General features: G+C 43.5%; 20 protein-coding genes and 1 pseudogene. 12 read left to right on the forward strand and 9 right to left on the reverse strand.

Annotation, left to right across the window (positions count from 1 at the left end; genetic code table 11):
• The 3 genes from gmtZ to greB all read left to right on the forward strand — a co-directional run.
• On the forward strand, positions 1-2,963 hold a 2,963-nt coding region (gene gmtZ / locus ACQEXU_RS19740), incomplete at its 5' end, for a gamma-mobile-trio integrase GmtZ (RefSeq protein ID WP_427012010.1).
• Positions 2,944-3,567: a gamma-mobile-trio protein GmtX gene (gmtX, locus tag ACQEXU_RS19745; protein WP_427012011.1), complete on the forward strand. Its 624-nt coding sequence runs from the start codon at positions 2,944-2,946 to the stop codon at positions 3,565-3,567. The genes gmtZ and gmtX, both read left to right, overlap by 20 nt.
• Before the next feature lie 18 nt (positions 3,568-3,585).
• Positions 3,586-4,065 (forward strand): transcription elongation factor GreB, encoded by a 480-nt coding sequence (gene greB / locus ACQEXU_RS19750; RefSeq protein ID WP_427012012.1) that lies wholly within the window; start codon positions 3,586-3,588, stop codon positions 4,063-4,065.
• Here greB and ACQEXU_RS19755 read toward each other — a convergent pair.
• Positions 4,062-4,376 (reverse strand): helix-turn-helix domain-containing protein, encoded by a 315-nt coding sequence (locus ACQEXU_RS19755; protein ID WP_427012013.1) that lies wholly within the window; start codon positions 4,374-4,376, stop codon positions 4,062-4,064. The genes greB and ACQEXU_RS19755 overlap by 4 nt on opposite strands.
• Before the next feature lie 103 nt (positions 4,377-4,479).
• Here ACQEXU_RS19755 and ACQEXU_RS19760 point away from each other — a divergent pair, with 103 nt between their 5' ends.
• The 7 genes from ACQEXU_RS19760 to ACQEXU_RS19790 all read left to right on the forward strand — a co-directional run bounded on the left by ACQEXU_RS19760 (position 4,480) and on the right by ACQEXU_RS19790 (position 10,656).
• Positions 4,480-5,010 carry a hypothetical protein gene (locus ACQEXU_RS19760; protein ID WP_427012014.1) on the forward strand — a complete coding sequence of 177 codons (531 nt, stop codon included), beginning with the start codon at positions 4,480-4,482 and terminating at the stop codon, positions 5,008-5,010.
• Entirely contained in the window at positions 5,004-6,383 is a 1,380-nt protein-coding gene (locus ACQEXU_RS19765) for a DEAD/DEAH box helicase (RefSeq protein ID WP_427012015.1), read from the forward strand. Before ACQEXU_RS19760 ends, ACQEXU_RS19765 begins: the two co-directional genes overlap by 7 nt.
• A gap of 250 nt (positions 6,384-6,633) precedes the next feature.
• Positions 6,634-7,308, forward strand: coding sequence for a hypothetical protein (locus ACQEXU_RS19770; RefSeq protein ID WP_427012016.1), 675 nt, complete (start codon positions 6,634-6,636; stop codon positions 7,306-7,308).
• Between the two features lie 11 nt (positions 7,309-7,319).
• Positions 7,320-8,429, forward strand: coding sequence for a helix-turn-helix domain-containing protein (locus ACQEXU_RS19775; RefSeq protein ID WP_427012017.1), 1,110 nt, complete (start codon positions 7,320-7,322; stop codon positions 8,427-8,429).
• A gap of 451 nt (positions 8,430-8,880) precedes the next feature.
• Positions 8,881-9,591: a dual OB domain-containing protein gene (locus ACQEXU_RS19780; RefSeq protein WP_427012018.1), complete on the forward strand. Its 711-nt coding sequence runs from the start codon at positions 8,881-8,883 to the stop codon at positions 9,589-9,591.
• A complete protein-coding gene (locus tag ACQEXU_RS19785) occupies positions 9,584-10,045 on the forward strand; it encodes a DUF488 family protein (RefSeq protein ID WP_427012019.1) in 462 nt (153 codons plus the stop codon). The genes ACQEXU_RS19780 and ACQEXU_RS19785 overlap by 8 nt, the downstream gene beginning before the upstream one ends.
• 2 nt (positions 10,046-10,047) lie before the next feature.
• Positions 10,048-10,656 carry a DUF4326 domain-containing protein gene (locus ACQEXU_RS19790; RefSeq protein WP_427012020.1) on the forward strand — a complete coding sequence of 203 codons (609 nt, stop codon included), beginning with the start codon at positions 10,048-10,050 and terminating at the stop codon, positions 10,654-10,656.
• A 162-nt stretch (positions 10,657-10,818) separates the two neighbouring features.
• Here the strand turns inward: ACQEXU_RS19790 and ACQEXU_RS19795 are convergent.
• A pseudogene (locus ACQEXU_RS19795) lies at positions 10,819-10,959 on the reverse strand (transcription elongation factor GreB); the annotation flags it as partial.
• A gap of 148 nt (positions 10,960-11,107) precedes the next feature.
• Here ACQEXU_RS19795 and ompR point away from each other — a divergent pair.
• Positions 11,108-11,827, forward strand: coding sequence for a two-component system response regulator OmpR (ompR, locus tag ACQEXU_RS19800; RefSeq protein ID WP_367987783.1), 720 nt, complete (start codon positions 11,108-11,110; stop codon positions 11,825-11,827).
• 66 nt (positions 11,828-11,893) lie between these two features.
• On the forward strand, positions 11,894-13,198 hold the full coding sequence (gene envZ / locus ACQEXU_RS19805; RefSeq protein ID WP_367987782.1) for a two-component system sensor histidine kinase EnvZ: 1,305 nt from the start codon (positions 11,894-11,896) through the stop codon (positions 13,196-13,198).
• Between the two features lie 56 nt (positions 13,199-13,254).
• On the opposite strand, the gene ACQEXU_RS19810 is transcribed toward envZ, so the two are convergent.
• Genes ACQEXU_RS19810 through gspH form a run of 7 tightly spaced genes read right to left on the reverse strand, consistent with a single transcriptional unit; the run spans position 13,255 to position 18,281 of the window.
• Positions 13,255-14,016 carry a type II secretion system protein N gene (locus ACQEXU_RS19810; protein ID WP_427012021.1) on the reverse strand — a complete coding sequence of 254 codons (762 nt, stop codon included), beginning with the start codon at positions 14,014-14,016 and terminating at the stop codon, positions 13,255-13,257.
• Between the two features lie 11 nt (positions 14,017-14,027).
• Positions 14,028-14,516, reverse strand: coding sequence for a type II secretion system protein M (locus ACQEXU_RS19815; protein ID WP_427012022.1), 489 nt, complete (start codon positions 14,514-14,516; stop codon positions 14,028-14,030).
• Positions 14,517-14,526: 10 nt separating this feature from the next.
• Positions 14,527-15,738 (reverse strand): type II secretion system protein GspL, encoded by a 1,212-nt coding sequence (gene gspL / locus ACQEXU_RS19820; protein WP_427012023.1) that lies wholly within the window; start codon positions 15,736-15,738, stop codon positions 14,527-14,529.
• Positions 15,701-16,720 carry a type II secretion system minor pseudopilin GspK gene (gene gspK / locus ACQEXU_RS19825; protein WP_427012024.1) on the reverse strand — a complete coding sequence of 340 codons (1,020 nt, stop codon included), beginning with the start codon at positions 16,718-16,720 and terminating at the stop codon, positions 15,701-15,703. The genes gspL and gspK overlap by 38 nt, the downstream gene beginning before the upstream one ends.
• Positions 16,717-17,364, reverse strand: coding sequence for a type II secretion system minor pseudopilin GspJ (gspJ, locus tag ACQEXU_RS19830; protein WP_427012025.1), 648 nt, complete (start codon positions 17,362-17,364; stop codon positions 16,717-16,719). The genes gspK and gspJ overlap by 4 nt, the downstream gene beginning before the upstream one ends.
• Positions 17,351-17,707, reverse strand: coding sequence for a type II secretion system minor pseudopilin GspI (gene gspI / locus ACQEXU_RS19835; protein WP_367987777.1), 357 nt, complete (start codon positions 17,705-17,707; stop codon positions 17,351-17,353). The genes gspJ and gspI overlap by 14 nt, the downstream gene beginning before the upstream one ends.
• The gene (gene gspH / locus ACQEXU_RS19840) at positions 17,694-18,281 is read right to left on the reverse strand and encodes a type II secretion system minor pseudopilin GspH (protein ID WP_367987776.1); all 588 of its coding nucleotides are present in this window, start codon (positions 18,279-18,281) and stop codon (positions 17,694-17,696) included. Before gspH ends, gspI begins: the two co-directional genes overlap by 14 nt.
• Between the last annotated feature and the right edge of the window lie 26 nt (positions 18,282-18,307).

An 18,307-nucleotide genomic window follows, 5' to 3' on the forward strand; every position in this document is an offset into this window, starting at 1 on the left:
ATAAAGAAAAGCGGCCTTGGTATTCGACATATGCAGAGGCCAACAAAGCGGCGATAGGATTGGGCATTCAATCGCAGAATGAGTATTCGCAGCGTTACAAAGAAGATGAGCGTCTTCCCTCGCGTCCAAATCAGGTTTATGCCCATGATTGGACCAACTGGATTCAATTCTTATTGCCCAGATATATATCTAATCTGAAACAGTTCAAAACAGCATGTGCGATTCTAAAAATCAAAGATTCATCTCAATACAGAGTTACGCAGAAGCACTATTCTCAATTACCCTCCAAACCTGAAAAAAGAATACCTGACTGGAGCAATTGGTATGATGCTCTCGATATACCAAGACCTTATGAATATGACGAACTAGTGGCTTTGGTTCGAAGCAAAGGCGTTTCCAGTCTCGCAGAATACGCGAAGCTTCGAGCTGAATCCAACGACCCTAGAATGCCAGCTAAGCCAGAAGAACATTACCAGGGAAAGGGTTGGACTAACACCTATGACTTCTGGGGAGTTAAACGACCATATCAAGTGAAATACTTTACTGATGAATGGTCGTTGTGGGCGGAGACGATAAAAGAGTTTCTCAAGTCTGCACGTGGGGGAGATACCAAAGCGAAAGACCTATGTGAATTTGTTCGTGAATACGTTGAGCCAAATGGTTTTGAAACATCTCCGTTGGAGTTTCTCACACGTGGTTCGACAAATATTCAACCAATGCTGAATCTGTTTGAACAAGTTCCAGTGACGCGAAGAAAAAAATGGGCGTTCTCAATCAATGAGTTCTTAGATTGGATTATCTCGAGTTATCTTATTTTGGAAGATTCAGAGACGGGAGAAATTACCCATATCAAGGGCGCTAAAAACCCTTTTAGCCACATTAGCTTTAATGGCGAGGCAGCACCAAATATTGTCAATGAGACACTCAAGATGAGCCTGCCTTATCAATATGTAAAGGCAGGCCGAGAGTGGATATTTCCCCCAGACTCAATCGAGAAAAAACTGAGTTATCGGGATTTGAGCCATTTACATCGATTTTCATCCGATTGGGTAGAGATCAATGACAATACTATTCTCGATCATAATGACCCTGACTGCGTTTTCAAAGTTCAAAATGGCAAAACTTATCTTTGGTTTCCAGCATACTGGACCTATACATATTCATTGATGCAACTTCCTGCAAGAGGAATGCAAATCGTATACAGTGACTCTGGAGAGGCCGACAAAGAACTCGCCCACTTTAAGAATGGTAAAGTCGTTTGGAAGAAAAATAGGACTAAGCTGGCAGGCCTAACTAATCGGCAGAGTATGGTGAGTAAGTCAGGGCAAGGAGAGTTTGGTGTCCATTACACGTCGAACAAAACTAAGTTTGATGGTTCGGGCTACACGATTCCCTTCATGCCCATAGAGCTTGCGTATTGGTTGGTAAAGCTCAGAAAGTGGCAACAGAAATACAATCCACTTAAGGAGCCAACAAAGTGGTTGGACTGTACTCGTACCAACTTGAATGAAGTTCAGCGCAAATACAAAGGTATTAATTGCTTTTTATTTAGGGAATTTAAACAGATAGAGCCGGGATACTTCAGCGGACGCCTAACTGATAGATTGGCAGCTGCACTGTTTTTCAGTGCAAAAAAGGACGTCACAACGGCCACATACCGTGGGTTAAAATACGCTAAGGTCATCAAAGATTTAGAGAGCAGCGAAATTATACCGCTTTCACACTTCAAATCCCCTTACACTCCACACTCAATGCGCGTTAGTCTGATTAACGCATACGCGTATGAGTTCGGCATTCCTTTGGAAGTCATAATGAAACTGGTAGGCCACTCCAGCATCATAATGACTATCTACTATACCAAGAGTGATAAAACAGGCGCCAACTTACGAGAGAAAATGGAGTTGGGAGAAAAAGAAGCGATGAGCAAAGCAACTCAGACACTCAAATCCTTTGTGGAGCAGCAACGAATTGAAGAGGTGAAATCACAGTTGGTATGTTCGTCTAGAGATTTACTAAATTCACTAGACAATGCCCGGCCAGCCTCAAGCTATCTTTGGAAAGACTTTGGTATCTGCCCTGTGGGAGGTGCTTTTTGCTCGGAAGGGGGCTGTCCTGTAGCCACGAAAGCCAACATATATCACCGCGTACCAGCAGGTTATTTGGGTGAGCAGAACTGTTTTCAATGTCGATTCTTTATTACCGGCCCTGCTTTTTTGGTTGGACTTGCCGCTATGTTCAATGAAATAAGCCTAGCGGTGAACACTCAGTCTATGCGTTACTCTTCGCTTGAGCTAAAGCTTGATGACATTGCAGAAAAGATTGATGTAATTGAGCACCGACTTTACAAAATAAAAATGGATAGCACAGAGAAGTCAGCTTTGGAGTCTGGGAGACGTGAGTTAATTGGAGAGCGCGTGCACTTAAACTCAGAAATTGAAACACGAGCGAAGAAGCTAGATTTGTACCTCTCAGACATGAACGCGATTCACCGACATATCCATAATTGTCAAACTCTTATGCGTAACCCTAAAGAAAACACGGAGAATCAGTATCAGCTCATTGTTCCGCATGAATTCACACTGGATGTTGAACTAGTTGAAGTAAGTAGCTTTCATCAGCTATCAGAGGTATGTTCGAACGCAGAACTGTACCATAGCTGTAGCGACGATTTAGCGGTTACTAGACGCTCTCAAATGATCGACAAAATGATGGTTGAAAATGGTATTCAGCCGCAATTCTTCTTACTGTCAGAAGAAGAACAGCTTGCAGTGGGGAACCAGTTAACAGAGCTAATGCTGACACGTTTGAAAGGCTGGGAAAACGTCGACCGCCTTATGGATGGGAGCTTGACCCTAAAGGACTTATCGATAGATAACCAGTTCGACGAAAAGACGATTCGTGAATTGTTTGAGAAGTCGAAACCACTAGAAAGGATTGGTCAGCATGTCAGAAATTACTCCTGAGAAAGTACTGAGTCAGCTAAAAAAGAAAGCATCATCTCGGGTACAGAACTCGTTAGAAGCCGTGTTTACCATATGCAAGGAACAACAAGAGCGCGGATTGAACGACTTTAGTTATTCAACGATAGCTCGTCTTGGAAAAGGGCGAGGTGTTCCTGCTGCACAAAGCATCCGAAACAAAACCGGTGAATCCTACCGAACTTTAATTGCTAGCTTCAACTCTTCAACAAAAGACCAACCAAAGCCTGCTCGAAAGACCTCAAAAGGTAAGATGCACGCTTGGATAGATGAACTAGAAGATCCAGTAGTCAAGCTTCAAGCCAACATTCTCTATGCTCAGAAAAAGGAAGCGGAACGATTACTTAATGAAGTAGTGCCTATCAATCAGGTCATTGAAGTGTTCGATAACGTCGATGTCTCTGTGGCGTCGATTAAGCTCACTGAGTTGGAGCGAAGCGCATTGGAGTACCTCATTTCTAGTGAGTTTTTACGTAGACATCAATTGGAGCTTGGAAAAAATGGCAGTATAGTCTCGAGTGACACTCAAAAGTCTTTTTTCCCTGTTGCGACTTTGGACGCAATTAAAAAGGCGCTACAAAACTTATAGATAACTTGGACTGTAGAAGTGAAAACAAAACTAATCACCAGAGAAGGTTATAACAAACTCAAAGCGGAACACGACCATCTGTGGAATGAGAAGCGTCCAGAGATCACCAAAATCGTCACATGGGCAGCAAGCCTTGGCGATCGCTCTGAAAATGCCGATTACACCTTCAATAAGCGCTTACTTCGTCAAATAGACCGTCGTGTGCGCTTCCTCCGCAAGTTTCTCCCTGAGGTGAGCATCGTAGATTATTCTCCTCAACAAGAAGGAAAGGTCTTCTTCGGCGCTTGGGTTGAGATTGAGAATGAAGCCGGTGATGTTAAGACATTCAGAATTGTCGGTCCTGAAGAAATCTATGGGGACGCAAAAGACTACATCTCGATTGATTCGCCAATGGCGAGAGCATTGTTGAAGAAGGAAGTGGATGACGAAGTGACGGTTCGCACACCTGAAGGTGACAAAGAATGGTTCGTTAACTCGATTAGCTACAAAAAAACCTAACTATCCTCGGAACCGCTCAACGTATTTATAAGCTCTTGCCTTTCCTCTTCGCTCAATCTTGCAATCAAGCAAGCTAACTTGGCGGAGCTTTCTTCCTCACAAAAGAAATAGTTCAAAGGAACACCTAGCTCGTCAGCAATGAGCTTTAGAGTCTGTATATCAGGAGTGTGTTTGCCTTTCTCATACTGATTCATTCTGGCACTTGCCGAGCCTTCATCCATACCTATTTGCACCCCCAAGGCTTTCTGGGAGAGTTTGGCTTTTTTGCGTGCTTCTTTAAGTCGCGACGGGATTGGGTTAGTAAATGACATTTTCGGTTCATGTGTGAAAACCTACAGTAACTAAGATTTTCTTAGTTTTGTCGATTTTTGTATACTAAGCAATCCTTAGTTTTTGGTTCTGCATGAGTTGTAAATGAAACGTTCGACGAAAATCAGTGCGATTATACACAAGTTATTGATTGAAAAAGGTATGGATGGCTTTTCGGTTATTGAACTACGCGACGCCTCTCTTTCTATAAGTGATCTTAGGAAAAATCCTGATGAGGCAAGAAAAAGACTCTACAGACAGATCCTTCGTTTTGTGAGAAACGGTTGGCTTGAATGTGAGGGGGAGGGACGAGATAAAAGATACTTTCAAACGGAACTGTTTCGCTCTCTTAATGTGAAACCCAAAGTAGGACGAGAGAATGCCACCTCTCCATTGAAAACCTCTCCAGATTACTCGGTATTGCGCCATGAGCGAAACCAGTACAAAGCTGAGTTAGAGATTGTTCTGGGTGAGATCGACGAATACCAATCAATCAATCGTCGTTTCCCCGAACTGGAACCAAGGCTCAACCCTATGTTGCAACAAGCGAGAGATCGCTCTGCACATCTATTTGGTAAAGTGAACGTACTCACCAACGTGATTAACTCCATATCTTCGGATGTCACCGAATGTTGAGAAAATGGCAACAAGAGTGCTCTGAAAGAGCGGTACAAAACTACAAAAACAGCCAGCACCACTTTTTTTGCCAAGCGACTCCAGGGGCAGGGAAAACGGTATTGGCGGCAACTATTGCTTCCAGGTTGTTGGGGAATGATATGGTTGACCTTGTTTTGTGTTTTTCACCGTCGTTAACGGTATCAGATGGGATAAAAAGAACCTTTTCAAAAGTTCTCAATTGCACTTTTAATGGTGGTTTAGGCTCAATTGGACAGTCGCTAACCTACCAGTCCATTCAGTTTCTAAGCGAAGAGTTTTGGCAGACGCTACGTAACTATAGAGTGTTTGTAGTGTTTGATGAGATACACCATTGCTCAGGTTCCGAGTATCAAAACGCGAATGTTTGGGGGCAACAGATCCTTACTAAGATTCAGGGGCTGGCTACTTACACCTTAGCGCTTTCTGGTACACCTTGGCGTTCAGATGCATTGCCGATAGTAATGGCACAGTATAGCGACCCTGATGGGGAGCTCTTGGTTGACTATCAGTACACTCTCAAAGAAGCCGTTGCCGACCATGTTTGTAGAGCCCCAAGAATTGTACTCGTAGACAATGAACATTTGTCGGTGACTAGCGACGGAAAAGCAGAATCGTTTTCGTCGATTCTTGAAATGTTAAAGCAAACTAAAGCTTCTTATCAGAGCGTAATACATAACCAAGAGGCTATGGAATACCTGCTTGGACTCGGTTGTCGAAAGCTTGCTGACATACGTACTCAAAATCAGAATGCAGGAGGGTTAGTCGTTGCTTCTTCTGTTCAACATGCCCAAGAGATTAAAAAGATACTTTTGGAAAAGTATCGACAAACCGTCTCCTTAGTGACTTATCGTCACGAGGAGCCTTTGTCTGAGATTGAACGCTATCGTCAGGGGGGTACTCAGTGGATAGTTAGCGTTGGGATGATTAGTGAGGGCACTGATATTCCTAGACTTCAAGTATGTTGTCATATGAGTTCTGTAAAAACTGAGCTTTACTTTAGACAAGTACTCGGTCGAATTCTTCGAGTAAATGAGGAAACCAACCAGCAAGCGTGGCTATTTACTTTTGCAGAGCAAAGCTTAATAGAATTTTCGGAGCGGATTGAACAAGACATTCCTGAATCTTGCATGTTTGCGAAAATAGACAGTTTAATACAGTTTGAGTCGGTATCCCAACGAACTCAATTAACTGGTAATGGGCTTTTAGAAGAACAAAGTGAAGTGAACCCAAACTTGAGCTGGAACAGTGCTATCAATATCGCATCCAATTCAACCGGCTCACTCAGTACATTAGATGAACTTCGACTAGGAACTTTTAAGCAGCGCGTAATCTCAGCCTTTCTTACACTTTAATTGTGGACTCTACTTAAGGTACTAACTCGGCGGTTCTCTCAAGGAAACTACTATACAAGCAGCGTACTCACAGATCATGAGGAGTATGATGCTCTTCTACATTTTACTTTAAAAGCAATGGTAGCGTTACTTATCTTTTCCTAAAACCATACAGATACATTTCTTGTTTTTGCCTACGAAAGTAGGTTAAAATAGGAAATGAGCGTTGCAACTCGATTAAATATAATTGTAATAGGTAAGGTTTCTGTTTATGAATTCCAGTTTAGTAAAGGTTTGGGCGCAAGAAGATGACCCCAGACAAGAAGAATCAGTTCTAGGTATTAGTACCCAAGTGTTCACAGATGCAATCTTAAGTGGGATTGCTCAGTACAATAGTGTCAACAAATTCCATCCGATAACAGCTGGCGGTTCAAGAGCTTGGGAAGAAATTGTTGCATCTTTTCGCCAAATGGTTGTGGATCAGTGCATTGGTTGGAAGTCTATCCATAGAGATGGTATGGCTCAATTAGTCAATGCTGAACAGCAGTTGACGATAGTTGTTACCAGTGGTGATTCTAACACTGGCCTTGATAACGATGTTCAGCCCAGAACTCGTAACCAAAAAGGACAAGCTACAAAAAATATTGTAGAAGCTAACTATCCACTGTTTGAAGACGTTGCTACTATTGATAGAACAATTAGCAATGCGGACGGTCATCAAACTTGGGTGTTTTTATACGCGATTGATAAAGATAAATCAGAAGTCAGATTTGAGTTGTCGTTACCGACGGAAACACAGCTATCAGGTGCGAAAGGTAGACTGAAAATATCGCAATGGTCACAAAGGTTTCTCTTTGAAGCAGTGCCATTTGAAGGTCAAATTACTAAACCGATGCAGCCAACATTTACTGATGACACCGATTTTTTTGACCCCATTAAGAAGTAAGTAGTAGAGAAATGTCAGTAAAATTTAATCCATCTAGGTTAAAGTTAGCTAGAACGCGAAGGCAGTTAACCTTCAAATCTTTAGCTCAAGAAGTTGGTCTAACGCCTAGGATGGTATCGGAGTATGAAAAAGACTATTGCAGCAGCGAACCACCTGAAGCAACAGTTAAGGCGTTTTCTCGCGCCTTGAATTACCCTGCAGAATTTTTACTTGATGACGATTCCATCGAAGAAGTAGCTAGAGAAACGGTGTCTTTCAGATCTCTGAAGAGCATGAAAGCAGCACAAGAGCATGCAGCTATTGGTGCTGGCCAGATAGGAGTTTTGATTAGCGAGTTCTTTGAACTTAGCTACAATATGCTTGAAGTAAATGTTCCAGACTATCGCGATATAGAACCGGAGGTTGCTGCTCAGATGTTGAGAGCAGATTGGAACCTTGGTACTGCAAGTATTAGTAATATGGTCCATTTGCTTGAAAAAAATGGTGTCAGAGTTTTTTCATTGGCGGAAAATACTCAAAATGTCGACGCTTTTTCTTTTTGGAAAGGGGCTACCCCTTATGTGTTTTTAAACACGCAGAAATCGGGGGAAAGAAGTCGGTTTGATGCTGCTCATGAGTTAGGTCACCTCATTCTTCATCGACATAACTCTCCACAAGGAAAAGACTTAGAGTCTGAAGCTGACAGGTTTGCGGCAGAGCTACTAATGCCGAGAGTAACGGTTTTACCTTATAAGGGCTCCCTGATTACTATCCAGTCAATTTTGAAGCTTAAGCATAACTGGAAGGTTTCGGCGTTTGCGCTTATTGTGCAGATGAAAAACACAGGCGTGCTTTCTGAATGGCAGTACAAGAATCTAGTGATTCAAGCAAGCAAAATGGGGCTAAGGACCAAAGAAATTGATGGTATCCAACGTGAGACCTCTCATGTTATCAATAAAATATTGGCAGCTCTTAGTGAAGACGGTTGCTCTATCGTGGATTTAGCAAAAAGTATAAGTCTGCCCGTTGATGAAGTTAGTGGACTCTTGTTTAAATGTGCTGTTGTTCCTAACGTTGCTTTGCAAAAAGCTAATGTAGCGACACTTCCAAAAGCACGAGCCAGACTCAGCTTAGTTAAATGATATTCTCAAGGCTTCATTTTGAAGCCTTTTTGATGTGTAACGATAAGCTCTGACATATCTAAAATGCATCAACGCTAGTCTTAAATCAAACTCAAAACAACGTTGTTTCTGTCAGTATTAGTAGGCTATTGACAATAGACTATACACACATCCTCGGTTGGAGCATGTTGATTGCACAACAAACTAACCGAGAAGTAAGATTGTTTCAAAGAACACTAGAGTTAAAGCATCTTCGCAGCCCGTTAGTTTGTTCTCAATTAATTCTAGATATCAACATCATTTAGATGAAGCGTGGTATAACGAATGAGGTTAATCGTAGATTTGATGTGTCTCGTGCTGCTTGATAAATGATTTAAAGAAACCGAACGAGCATTACTCACATAGTATACAAAGAGCTCCACAGTAAAAGACGTTAAGGCATTCTAAAAAAAAGATGGTAAGGATTATAAAAATGAAAGAATTAATTATTACAGACCTGACTAGATTTAAAAAAGGTAACCCTAACGTATGCATCGCTGCAACAGACCCTGATACAGGGGAGTTTTTTCGTCCAATGCCTTACATTACAAGCGAAACATGCAAAAAACTAAATTTACAGCCGGGCTCTAAGCTTTGTGGTGCTTTTACTCGCATCAAGGGAGCTGCTAAGCCACATGTAGAAGATTCTAGCTTCGAAAATGGTAAATCAGTAGGTCGTTGTACGAAAGAAGAATTTAAAAGGGTTCTAGATTTAACGCTTAGTCCATCAGTGCCCATTGGTTTCGATGTTACTTTTGCTGAAAGGTACCAAAAACATATCGAGCTCAAAGATGCACCCGATAACTCAATTATTACGATAAAGATCAGACCTAAGAGTTTGACCATTCATGAAGACAAGTTTAACCCAGGAAAAATCAAGGCATCTTTTTGGGATGATGAGGGTAATTACTTCGGCTTTTTATCAATTACAGATCGACGATTCCATGACTTTGCTCAAAAGCACTATAAAGACGGGGAACTCGATAAAGTCATGGAATTTATTGAGTTACAAGAAGAACTGTATTTACGTATCGGCCTAAGCAGAAGCTTTCAAACTGATGATGGAAGGAACGGTTACTGGTTACAGGTAAATGGAATTTACACTTTCCCTAACTACTTTGACGAGATTGAAGACTATGATTAGTGATCACTCTAATATCAATATTTTTACTATTGGTTTTACAAAAAAGAGCGCTGAGACTTTTTTCGACTTTGTGAAAACGAACGATGTTAAGACTATGATCGATGTCCGTTTGAACAACGTCTCTCAGCTTGCTGGTTTTGCTAAACGTGATGATTTGAAGTTTTTCCTCAAAGAACTTTGTGATGCAGAGTACGTTCACTTACCTGAACTTGCGCCGACAAAAGAGATGTTGAATCCTTATAAGAAAGGTGACATGTCATGGAGTGAGTACGAAGATAAGTTTCTTAATCTAATGGCGATAAGGAACATTGAAAAGCAAATAACACCGAGCATGTTAGAGCATGGTTGTTTGCTTTGCAGTGAACATGAGCCTCATCTGTGTCATAGACGATTGGTTGTTGAATACCTCAATAAGCACTCTGGTTTAAATCTTACTATAAAGCATTTGTTCTAGTTATGAATCGAGTTCTTATTCTTTACCCAGAGTTGTTTAAATGCTATTCCAAGTTTTGTCGGAAGTTGAGTAACCTTCTAAAGAACTTGGAAACACCTGAGCTAATTTTCGTTGATGATTTTCATGAGTTTGGGAGCAAATATGCCTTATCACATAACCTCTCGTATACCGTGTATTCTAAGTCAATGATTGGCAATTTAGATGACTATACTCACTCAATAATATTCAGTGATGGTGAAGAGTTTATAGATGAAGTAAAAGCCCTACGTGATAGTTCAGTTAAAACTAGCGTTCAAAAAATCTTACTAACACGGGTCGTGAATATAAAAAAAGACCCTGTTTATAACAGTAAGAAAAATACTGAAGATTATGAATACATTGGTCGTGGTTCTCCATGGGGAAATCCGTATCCAATTGGTGTCGATGGTGATGATAGAAATGAAGTATTGAGAAAATACCAGTATGACTTCGATTATGATAAGTTCCTGAACATCACAAAAGCAGATATGTTAGAGCTTTCGGGTAAGCGCTTGGGATGTTTTTGTAAGCCAGAAGCTTGTCACGGAGATATCATAGCGGACTATCTTAACTCATATGATGATGGGAAATAACCAGCCAAATTAAAATACTATTTTCAGGCGGCACTGGTTTTAGATGTGTTAGAAAAATGGTTGTCAAATAGTACAGTTATCTAGTATGTGTACTATTTTTTTGTTGTTTATATGCTCTTGCCTAAAGCCATTTTAGTATGTTTAAAGTGGTTCTAACTCTTAATCGGCATTCTCACTGCGATCACCCAAACTTGCTGCCCAAGTTACTTTCTTCGTCACTTCTGGGCGCTCTTCACGCCACAAAAAGTCCAACTCTTTCTTCAGCCTATCGTAGCCTTCGCGTGTAATCAGGTTTGTTTTCATATTCCTAGCAATATTCGTTTGCAACCACTGTATACATTAGCTAAAAAGGTAATAAACGTTAACAATTCTTTGCGCCACATTAGTCAGAACAGTGTTACATTTTGATTACCCAAATCGGGACAGCGTATTTATTAAGTGGAATCATTACATGCAAGAAAACTTTAAAATTCTGGTCGTAGATGATGATGCGCGCTTGCGTGCATTACTGGAGCGTTACCTGTCTGAGCAAGGATTCCAGGTACGCAGTGTGGCAAACAGTGAACAGATGGATCGTTTGTTAACACGTGAAACTTTCCACCTGATGGTGCTTGATCTCATGCTACCTGGAGAGGATGGCTTGTCCATTTGTCGTCGCCTTCGTAACGCGAACAACATGCTACCTATCTTGATGCTGACAGCAAAAGGCGATGAGGTTGATCGTATTGTTGGTTTGGAAGTTGGGGCTGATGACTATTTACCGAAGCCATTCAACCCACGTGAACTTTTAGCTCGAATTAAAGCCGTACTGCGCCGCCAAACGATTGAACTTCCGGGTGCACCAAGTTCTGAAGAATCCATTGTCGAGTTTGGTGAGTTCCGCCTAAACTTAGGCACCCGTGAAATGTTCCACGGCGAGGAAGCAATGCCTCTAACCTCTGGTGAGTTTGCGGTATTAAAAGCGCTAGTCACTAACGCTCGTGAGCCAATGTCACGTGATAAGTTAATGAATATGGCACGTGGCCGTGAATACTCCGCAATGGAACGTTCAATCGACGTCCAGATTTCCCGTCTGCGTCGTATGCTCGAAGTTGACCCAAGCAAACCTCGCTACATCCAAACTGTTTGGGGCCTCGGCTACGTCTTTGTACCGGACGGTAAAGAAGCTTAACTCCTTCACACATGGTGCTGGTATTTCCTTCCGTTACCAGCACCTTTCTAGCCATAGGTTCTACATATGCGCATTCGCAGCTCCTTCACCCAATCGATCCTGTTGTTTATCACTCTCCTCATTGCCAGTCAGGTTTATTCTTATTACGCGGTGTTTAATTACGCCTTATTACCCAGCTTGCAGCAGTTCAATAAAATTCTTAGCCACGAAATCAAGCTCATGCTACTCGACACCGAGAACGGAACGAATGAGCTCGCAATGGATGCACCTTTACGCCGTCAGGTCCTCGAACAGCTTGGCGTCACCATGCATGCAGAGAACAGTTTGATTGCCCGTGAATACGAGCATGCCGTCAGTATTGATCTCATGAGTGAAGAAATGAGTCATGAGCTGGGTTCACCAACCGAAGTGCGAATGATGCTAGGGGAAGAGAGTTACATTCTCTGGATGAAAACCGATGCCTTGCCTGACTCACTCCTTAGGATCCCTTTATCTGAGCTACAAGAAGAAGATTTTGCCCCACTTTTTCGCAATAGCTTGATCATGGCTGTCTTAATTATCGCGGGGGGCTGGCTCTTTATCCGCTTACAAAACCGACCATTAACGTCATTAGAAAGCGCTGCGAAATGCGTCGGCCGTGGTGAAATCCCCCCGCCGTTACCGGAAAAGGGAGCCAGTGAAATTCGCTCGGTTACCCGCGCATTTAATCGCATGTCGAAAGGGATTCAAGAGCTGGAAGAAGATCGCGCATTATTAATGGCCGGGATCAGCCATGATTTACGTACGCCACTCACTCGCATCCGACTCGCGACAGAAATGATGTCACCCGAAGACAGCTATTTAGCAGAAGGGATTATCAGCGACACCGAAGAGTGTAATGAAATCATTAGCCAGTTTATGGATTACCTGAAACCCATTAATACCCAATCTTTTGTTGAGGTGGATTTGAATGACATCGCTAACGATGTTGCCTCTTCTGAAGGTGGCTATGAATTTCAAATTGAAACGGCATTGCAAACCGACCTCAAGTTAGCGCACGGCAGCCCCATCGCAATGAAACGTGCCGTCAGTAACTTGGTGGTCAATGCGATACGCTATGGTAATGGTTGGGTCAAAGTCAGTACGGGAAATACCGCTGACAACAAATTATGTTGGGTATGTGTTGAAGACAATGGTCCCGGTATTGAAGAAAGCCAAGTTGCGAAATTATTTGAACCTTTCACCCGTGGCGATACCGCCAGAGGCAGCGAAGGTACCGGGCTTGGGTTAGCCATTGTGAAGCGGATCATCAGCCAGCATCATGGCTCCGTCGCAGTAACCAATCGCAGTGAGGGTGGCCTGAAAGTCCAAATCAGTTTTCCAACCGCCTAACCACAAAAAAGCCAGTCATTGTTTGACTGGCTTTTTTATTGATATGGGTACCAAGATTATAAGCGCCCTTGGTAGGAAAATGGATATCGCCCATTGTCTTCCGGTGCTGGTAACCATTTCAGCTGCTGTTGTAATGCTGATGGGAACGCTTGTTGCGGCTTAAACCAAGCTTGGGTGTCATAGCTACTATCCGCTTTAAGGACCAACGAAAATTCACTTTCAACTTGTTCACTTTGCTGGTTACCTTTCATAGTTAACGTACTATCCTGACAACTAATATCTGCCACAACAGGTCCGACATTCAGTTCCGCCAATGGGGTACCAATGGTATCGGTATTCCAGACCAGAGCACCTTCTCCAGACTGGCAGTAGGGCTCAGCATAGTCAAAATGTTTGATGCTTAGCTCAATCTGACCAGTTAAATCCAATGGTACTGGCAGATTTGGGGCAAATTCTAATGCGGTATCAACGGGCATTGAGGCAACAAAATTCTCTGCATACGCACCGCTGACACCATAGCCCACGATACCTCGGCCTTTCACGTTTAAATCACTGCCTCGGCCAAATCGTACTTGTGCTTGCAGATTCCCCGTCAACAGTTTGCTTGGCTGAATACTCCAGCTGACCTCGCCAAGTTGATACTGTGCCCACTGTGCACTCACTAGACGCCCCTTCCAAATAGTGCCAGTGGCGCCATTCAGACTCAGCTGAGGCGGTAAAGGAAATTGGCTAAGCACAAACTGTGCGGGAATATGAACCACAAGGCTGACAAGGAATGCCATGACAACCAGCAGAGTTATCAGTATTTTTTTCTTCACGCCACCCTCTCTTACTTACTCAACTGCAAGCGCTTAACTTCGACCACACCCGCGCGTTCAGCTTTATCGACATCAAGGAAAGCAACATTCACACCCTGCTCTTCTTTCAGGTAAGCAACCCAGTCAATCAATGTAGTAAAAGGCAGCGGTTGGACCCAAACTTGGATCATCTCACCACGAGGTTGTACTCGGATCAGTTCAATATTAAAACGGCTCGCTGACGAGGAAATGATTTGGTTCAGCGGCTGGCTAGAGACCACTTGCCCACCTTGCGCACGCAATCGAGAAATTTCATCCGCTTTGTTTTGTACCCAACTCAGCAGTTGCTTCTCACTGGTAATACGGTTTTGCACCAGCTCGGCTCGCGAGCTTATTGGCTGCAATATCCCCCAATAAATGATCCCGACAACCAACAAGAGTGAACAGACAATCACCATGCGCTGTTCTCTCACGCTGATGCTACTCCACCAGCTTTGGAATGAGGCTATGTATTTTTGCATTGAACTCACCTCACTTCTTCTTCAGCACAAAGGTGCCATTAACGGCGTTACCAGAACGATTAAGCTGGCCTTGCTCTACCGCAAAATGCTGCGCAAGCTGCTCACGTGCTTTTTCAAAGCTCTGGAAATCTTGGCTCTGTGCTTCTAGACGCACCTCACCACGGTTTTGATCGTATTTAAAGCTGTTCAACTTCAGCCCTTTTATTCCAGACAGTGCTTGTGGCAGTTTTACCATCCAGTTCAGAACCCCTTCGCCTGAACCACCACCAGACAGTTTCGACGCTTCGTCAGTGAGCTGACGTTTTAAGTAGCTCACGGTCGGGATCTTGTTTTTCCCAGGAAATACTGTTCTAAAAATACGTTCACTTTCCGCACGATAAGCATTGGCTTGAGTTTCATACTGCTGGATTTTTAACAGGTTATAACCTCCAGCAATCACCACAAATACGGCTGCTGCAACCACTGCTTTCTGCCAAACTTTCCAATGGCGTAGCAAAGACGATTTGGGTTTAAACCGACCACTGAGTAAGTTGACCTTACTTTTGACGGCTTGCTCTGCCAGCAGTTGCATCACCAGCTTAGGCTCACTGGTTTGCCATGTTTGCTCTTCAGCTAAATTCAATTCAGGCAATGGCGAGTATGAGGTTAAGGTTAAAAACTCTTCATCTTGTTTCACCCACTCTGACTGAGCCACCATTTCCAGCCACTCAGAATGAACACTCAATGCCGAAAAAGCGTCTTTTTTCATCAACCATTGACCATCTAGTTCAACAGCCGCTATGCCATCCAGTTCTGGTAATGCCAAAGCATCGGGCAGGACACGCTTCACATCCACATTTAAATCTTTCAGTGCGGTGAGGGTTTCACTTAACCATTGGGTTTCCACCGCGCAAATTTTGGCTTTATCGCCGCGCTTTTCGAGCACGTTAAAATGCAGATCATCAACGTCTTGCGCGATGTCATCTTCCAAAAGGTAAGGCAACATGCTCTCAAACTGGCGTGACGCTCCAGCTGGAACATCCACTTCCGCTAATAACACGTCAGCGGCCGAAATTAATAACACCGCCTGACGACCGGCGGCATACGTTGTTAGCTCAGCTAAATCGTCTTGATTACTTAATTCACCACTGGCGATAACGTCCTGCTGAGCTTCAGACCAAACTAACCACTGTACCGAGTGGCTACTATTTCTGCTCAGACGAACGATCAGAAACTCGCTCACTGATTCCTCCAAAGCGACGGCGTACTACCGTTGCAGTTTCTCTATTTTCACTAAACAACAGGCTACGAACTCGAACGCGAGATTCGTTAACCAATAGTTGTACATCCAATTCAAAATACACACTATCTACAGCAAGATACTGTTTAACCTTTTCTTTTTGTTCATCATTGATGCCTGACAGTGCTGACTCCTGAAGAAAATCATCCACACTTGGCCAACCGTCAAATGGGCGACTCTCAAGCATAGACTTGGCATCATCCGTACTCAGTGCCGGATGAAACAGCGCCGCTAAAAGTGCAGCATGCTTACTGTCTATCGTATTCACATTTAGCGCCATTTCACTGGTAGGCAAGGCACAAACATACGGCGCCACTTTCGCCATCACATCACCCGTAACCTGATGAACAGCTCGAAGCTCACTACCGTCAGCCAGCAACGCGTTTGCCGTCATATAAGCAGGTGAAAAGCCTTCGTATGTGCTGTCTTCCACCCCAGATACGGAGTTCACGGTATTATCCTTGTCGACAAACTCCCACGCTGATTGAGCAATGCTTTCAGCTTGGTAGTTTTCCACTTCCAGCTCTTCCAACAGGTTTTGTAGCATTTCCACCAGAAAAGGCATTTTGCTCTCTCCTGGTTGAGCAGTAACTCCAGCCAATGCATTGAGATTAAAACACGCTTGGCGATCATAGATACGTCCAGATAAGGTGCCGTAATCCAATGGGTAAACCTGTTCTTCCAGTGCCCAAGGCTGAGAAAGGTTCGTGGTATCACTGTCTTTATAGCTTTGTTCAATGGCTTTTTTCGCCAAGTTTTCAGCACCAACGCTGTACCAATAGGCTTGCTGATAATTGAGCTGGTTTGACGCGCGCTTGAACTGGCTAAATAAACGGTCAGCCATACCTGCCGCAATCGTTGCCATAATAGCAAGCAATAACAACACGACGATCAGCGCGACACCTTTTTGAGAGCTTCTCTTCACTGTTTCAGCTCCCCTTCTGCCGCCTCAGTCAATTGAGCGCCAGTAGTTAAATAAATACGCTCAATGTCCCCATAATCTTTTAGGGTCAAAGTAACAGAAACCGCTTGAGGTAACGTATCTTTGGTCTCCCATTGATTCTGCCACTTCTTACCATCGTAAAAGCGCATTTCTAAGGTTTCGACCTCTTTTAGAAGCGGCGTATAAACCCCTTCTTGCCCTGCTGGCGTATCGGGATAACGCCACCACACACGCTCTAACGTTTCTTCTTTAATGCGATAGCCTACTTTAGTGACCTCGCCACGCGGGAACTGCTGTTGCGGGTTACGCCATCCTGTGCGGGCAAACATGATCCCTTTTCCATCGGAGTCCAACAGATAATCTTTCCAATGAACCAATAAGGCATCGGGCTCTTCCCCATTAGTGCGGGTTTTTCTTAATGCCATTTGGCGAAAATCGTTATCCATGAATACCAATGTGCGTTGAATCGCCTTTAGTCGTTCACTTTTTTCCAGAGAGAGCTCGTTGCTGCGTTGAACTTGATTGACGACCTGATAGGCACCTAGGCTCAAACTGGCAAAAATCGCAATCGCCACCAGCACTTCAATCAATGTAAAACCATGTTGACGACGGTTACTTCTGCACATAACTTCTCACCGTGACCACTGGTGTGCCTTTTTCTTCCACAGCAACACTGACATCAAATGCTTGTAGCAGATCGCCAGAGGTTGATACTGGTGTCACACTCCAATACCAAGTGCGCCCCGCTAATTCGTCTTTGCCTGTTTGCTTTTTGACCTTATTACCATCAAGCATTACCTTAGCCATGTGATTGTCCACCACCATGGCCGCAAAAGTTTTCTCTTCCAGATAACTTAAGGTATTAATGTGTTGACTCACAGAGCGGATCGTCGCGATGGCTGCTGTGGCAAAAATCGCCAATGCAACGAGTACTTCCAGTAAGGTCATTCCTCGCTCACGACGCATCATCTTCTCCTGGCGCTAAAGAGATAATTTCACCATTCTCTTTTGCACGTATACGCCAACCATCTTGTTCACTGTTTTCCTGTGAAGGGTATAAAGAAATGGTAAAAGGCGTCACTTCACCGCTGGAAACAATAAAAATTTGTGGAGGACGCTGCTTTTTCTCTTTGTCTTGCTCAACGTCGGCAAACATATCTTCATCGAATAGGCTACCCGGTTTAAACAAGCGATCATCGCTTTGCCAAACGCCGCCACCCAATGAAAGTTCAATGGCAACCCCGTCCGGCAGTTGCGTTTCTGAAGGAATCTTGTCTATTGCTAAAGGTTGCCAGCCATCTTCTTTTAGCTCTAATAGCACGTAGCGTGACTGTTTTTCATCCACACGCAAGCCGTAATCTTTGCCACTCAGCAGCGCTTCTTCATTTAGAAGTTGCACTCTCAGCGATAAAGATTTGGCTAGTTGTTTTAAGGTGTCATCGGTACTGCTTGGGAGGGTGGCAATCACTGCAACCGCAGCCATCGACAACAACACAAGAACCAGTAATATTTCGATGAGAGTGAAACCGCGTTTGCTATTCATGCTAATTAAGGCGGCTTAACGCCGCC

Origin of the sequence: Vibrio sp. TRT 21S02, from assembly GCF_050113675.1 — a bacterium.
GTDB lineage: Bacteria > Pseudomonadota > Gammaproteobacteria > Enterobacterales > Vibrionaceae > Vibrio.

Coding starts and splice junctions, on each gene's coding strand:
- ACQEXU_RS19775 (WP_427012017.1), top strand. CDS start 7,320: ATGTCAGTAAAATTTAATCCATCTAGGTTAAAGTTAGCTAGAACGCGA.
- ACQEXU_RS19760 (WP_427012014.1), top strand. CDS start 4,480: ATGAAACGTTCGACGAAAATCAGTGCGATTATACACAAGTTATTGATT.
- ACQEXU_RS19790 (WP_427012020.1), top strand. CDS start 10,048: ATGAATCGAGTTCTTATTCTTTACCCAGAGTTGTTTAAATGCTATTCC.
- gmtX (WP_427012011.1), top strand. CDS start 2,944: ATGTCAGAAATTACTCCTGAGAAAGTACTGAGTCAGCTAAAAAAGAAA.
- ACQEXU_RS19780 (WP_427012018.1), top strand. CDS start 8,881: ATGAAAGAATTAATTATTACAGACCTGACTAGATTTAAAAAAGGTAAC.
- ACQEXU_RS19785 (WP_427012019.1), top strand. CDS start 9,584: ATGATTAGTGATCACTCTAATATCAATATTTTTACTATTGGTTTTACA.
- gspJ (WP_427012025.1), bottom strand. CDS start 17,364: ATGTGCAGAAGTAACCGTCGTCAACATGGTTTTACATTGATTGAAGTG.
- ACQEXU_RS19815 (WP_427012022.1), bottom strand. CDS start 14,516: ATGCAAAAATACATAGCCTCATTCCAAAGCTGGTGGAGTAGCATCAGC.
- gspH (WP_367987776.1), bottom strand. CDS start 18,281: ATGAATAGCAAACGCGGTTTCACTCTCATCGAAATATTACTGGTTCTT.
- gspI (WP_367987777.1), bottom strand. CDS start 17,707: ATGATGCGTCGTGAGCGAGGAATGACCTTACTGGAAGTACTCGTTGCA.
- ACQEXU_RS19765 (WP_427012015.1), top strand. CDS start 5,004: ATGTTGAGAAAATGGCAACAAGAGTGCTCTGAAAGAGCGGTACAAAAC.
- envZ (WP_367987782.1), top strand. CDS start 11,894: ATGCGCATTCGCAGCTCCTTCACCCAATCGATCCTGTTGTTTATCACT.
- ACQEXU_RS19770 (WP_427012016.1), top strand. CDS start 6,634: ATGAATTCCAGTTTAGTAAAGGTTTGGGCGCAAGAAGATGACCCCAGA.
- ACQEXU_RS19755 (WP_427012013.1), bottom strand. CDS start 4,376: ATGTCATTTACTAACCCAATCCCGTCGCGACTTAAAGAAGCACGCAAA.
- ompR (WP_367987783.1), top strand. CDS start 11,108: ATGCAAGAAAACTTTAAAATTCTGGTCGTAGATGATGATGCGCGCTTG.